Here is a 2869-nt window from a genome sequence, read left to right on the forward strand (position 1 = left end):
CTAGCGAGGGCGATACGCCCCGGCTTAATCGCTCTCGAGGCTACGCCTAACGAGGGCGATACGCCTTACCCATCGCCTCTCGATAGGCCGTCGGGGACTGGTCGTAGAGTCTGCGGAACTGCTTGGAGAAGTAGAGCGGATCTTGAAAGCCTACCGAGGCGGCGATCTGCTCGACTGTCAGCTCCGCGCTGCCGCGTAGTAGCTGACGCGCCTTGTCCAGCCGCAGCTTGAGCAGGAAGTGGACAGGCGTCATGCCCGTCTGCTGCTTGAACACGCGCGAGAGGTAGGCGCGATTGTAGCCCATCGTATCGGCCATCTGCTCGATCGAGACCGGCTCGGCGTATTGCGTGGACAGATAATGGACGATACGCTGGACAAGCCCGCCGGCGCTCGCTTCGCGCAGCGCGTCATCCAGTGCCGGTGGCTGAGCGGCTCCTAGCTTGGATACGATGAGATGGAGATAACCGAGCGCTTCCAGATCGGCCAGTCGGCCGCCCTGACGGAAGGACTGGCGCACCTTGCGGAAGAGCGCAGCCAGCCGACTGCCGCCGCCCTCCAGCACGGGCAATCCGGGACGTAGTCCAGCATCCTCGACGAGACGCGCCGCTTCGGACCCGGCAAAGGCGATCCAGCGATAATGCCAGGGTTGCTCGGCATCCGAGACATAGCTGACGAGCTGCTGCGGCTCGATGACGAAGGTCTGACCCTTGCCGACGGTGTAGCGCCGTTCCTGCGAGACGAACTGGCCTTCCCCTTCCAACACATGATGCATCAGATAAAAATCATACACTTTGGGCCCTTGCTGATGCAGAGGCGCGGTCTGACTCTCTCCGGCGAACAGCACATTGAGTCGTCCGTGCTCGATCGTGATCGGATTGGACGCGACGGTATAAAAGCTGTCTCGGGCCATCTTTTTCTTCCCCCTCGGATGAGATATACCTAGCATAACACCCTCGATCAGAGTTGTGGAAGTCACATAATTCCATGCAGGCTTCACATCATGCCATTTCTTTCATGCCTGCGTTGTACTATACTGAACTCAAGTTGAAACCAATCTACAGAAAGCGGTGGACTAAGTGGCAAACATCGAACAATTAACCGAGCGCTTCCTGCAGCAATACGGCGGCACGACAGACGGGCTGCATGTGTTCCATGCGCCAGGCCGCGTCAATCTGATCGGCGAGCATACCGACTATAATGGCGGTTATGTGTTCCCGGCGGCGCTGACCTTCGGCACGACGCTGCTCATCCGCGAGCGCGCGGATCAGACGCTGAAGCTCGCCTCGACGAACTTCGAGCTGGCGGGCGAGGTCGGGCTAGACGAGATCGTCTATAAGGAAGAAGATGACTGGATGAACTATCCGAAGGGGATCGTCCACGAGCTTCAAGATCGCGGTTATGCGGTGCCGGTTGGCTTCGATATGCTGTACCACGGGGAGATCCCCAACGGCTCCGGGCTCTCGTCGTCGGCTTCGATCGAGGTCGTCACTGCCTATGCGTTGCTGACGTTGAGCGGTCACCCAACGGATACGGTGGAGATTGCCTTGCTCGCGCAACGCTCGGAAAACGAGTTCAACGGCGTCAAGTGCGGCATCATGGACCAGTTCGCTGTGGCGAATGGCAAAAAGGATCATGCGATCCTGCTCATGTGCGATACGCTGGCTTACGAGCTGGTGCCGTTCAATAGCGGCAGCTACCGGTTGGTCATCGGCAATACGAACAAACGCCGCGGGCTGGTCGACTCCAAGTACAACGAGCGCCGTAGCCAGTGCGAGCAAGCCGTCAAGGACTTGCAGGTAGCGTTCCCCGAGCTGACGCTGCTTGGCCAGCTCAGCGTGGAGCAATTCGAGGCAAACAGCCACCTGATCGCCGACCCGACTGTGCTCAATCGGGCGCGTCATGTCGTGGAGGAGATCGATCGGGTCGTCCGCTCGGTAGATGCCCTCAAAGGCGACGATCTGGAGACGTTCGGCCGCTACATGAACGAGTCCCACGATTCGCTACGCGATCTGTACGAGGTGACCGGCGACGAGCTTGATGCGATGGTCGACGCCGCGCGCCAGGTGCCTGGCGTGCTCGGCTCGCGGATGACCGGCGCCGGCTTCGGCGGCTGCACCGTATCGCTTGTCCATGAGGACAGTATCGAGACGTTTATCGCCCAGGTCGGCGAGCGCTATCGGGAAGCGACCGGTCTGGAAGCGGCATTCTATGTCTGCTCGATCGGCAACGGCGTCGAGCAATTGCGCTAATGTGAAGCGGGCGGGACGGCGGTCTGGCGCCTGGCCAGGAGTGAGAGGATGGACAATAGAGAGGAGAGAGAATGATGGCTGTATTGGTAACTGGAGGCGCGGGCTACATCGGCTCGCATACGGTAGCGGCGCTGCTGGAGCGCGGAGAAGAGGTCGTCATCGTCGACAATCTGCAGCAGGGTCATCTGCAGGCGGTGCTCGGCGGCAAGCTCTATGAGGGGGATTTGCGCGACAGCGGCTTCCTAGAGCGGGTGTTCCTGGAAAATGAGATCGACGCGGTCATCCATTTTGCAGCGAACTCGCTTGTCGGCGAGAGTATGCAGGACCCGGGCAAGTATTATCATAACAACGTCTACGGCACCTTGTGTCTGCTGGAGAAGATGCAGGCTCACAATGTCAGCCGCATCGTCTTTTCTTCGACGGCTGCGACCTACGGCGAACCGGAGAACATCCCGATCGACGAGCAGGACCGGACGCTGCCGACCAACGCCTACGGCGAGACGAAGCTGGCGATGGAGAAGATGATGAAGTGGTTCGATACGGCTCACGGCATCAAATACGTATCGCTGCGTTACTTTAACGCTGCCGGGGCGCATGAGAGCGGCAAGATCGGCGAGGAC

General features: G+C 59.7%; 3 protein-coding genes. 2 read left to right on the forward strand and 1 reads right to left on the reverse strand.

What is annotated here, in order from left to right; all coding sequences use genetic code 11:
- Positions 1-46 precede the first annotated feature (46 nt).
- Positions 47-910 (reverse strand): AraC family transcriptional regulator, encoded by an 864-nt coding sequence (locus PA598K_RS18230; RefSeq protein ID WP_128658336.1) that lies wholly within the window; start codon positions 908-910, stop codon positions 47-49.
- Between the two features lie 166 nt (positions 911-1076).
- Here PA598K_RS18230 and PA598K_RS18235 point away from each other — a divergent pair, with 166 nt between their 5' ends.
- A complete protein-coding gene (locus PA598K_RS18235) occupies positions 1077-2249 on the forward strand; it encodes a galactokinase (protein WP_128658337.1) in 1173 nt (390 codons plus the stop codon).
- Positions 2250-2323: 74 nt separating this feature from the next.
- The coding region (locus PA598K_RS18240; RefSeq protein ID WP_148091966.1) for an NAD-dependent epimerase/dehydratase family protein at positions 2324-2869 on the forward strand (546 nt) is incomplete at its 3' end.

Source organism: Paenibacillus sp. 598K, assembly GCF_003851045.1.
Taxonomy (GTDB): Bacteria; Bacillota; Bacilli; order Paenibacillales; family Paenibacillaceae; genus Paenibacillus_D.

Excerpts from the sequence above, each read along its gene's own strand:
- PA598K_RS18230 (WP_128658336.1), bottom strand. The coding sequence starts at position 910 with ATGGCCCGAGACAGCTTTTATACCGTCGCGTCCAATCCGATCACGATC.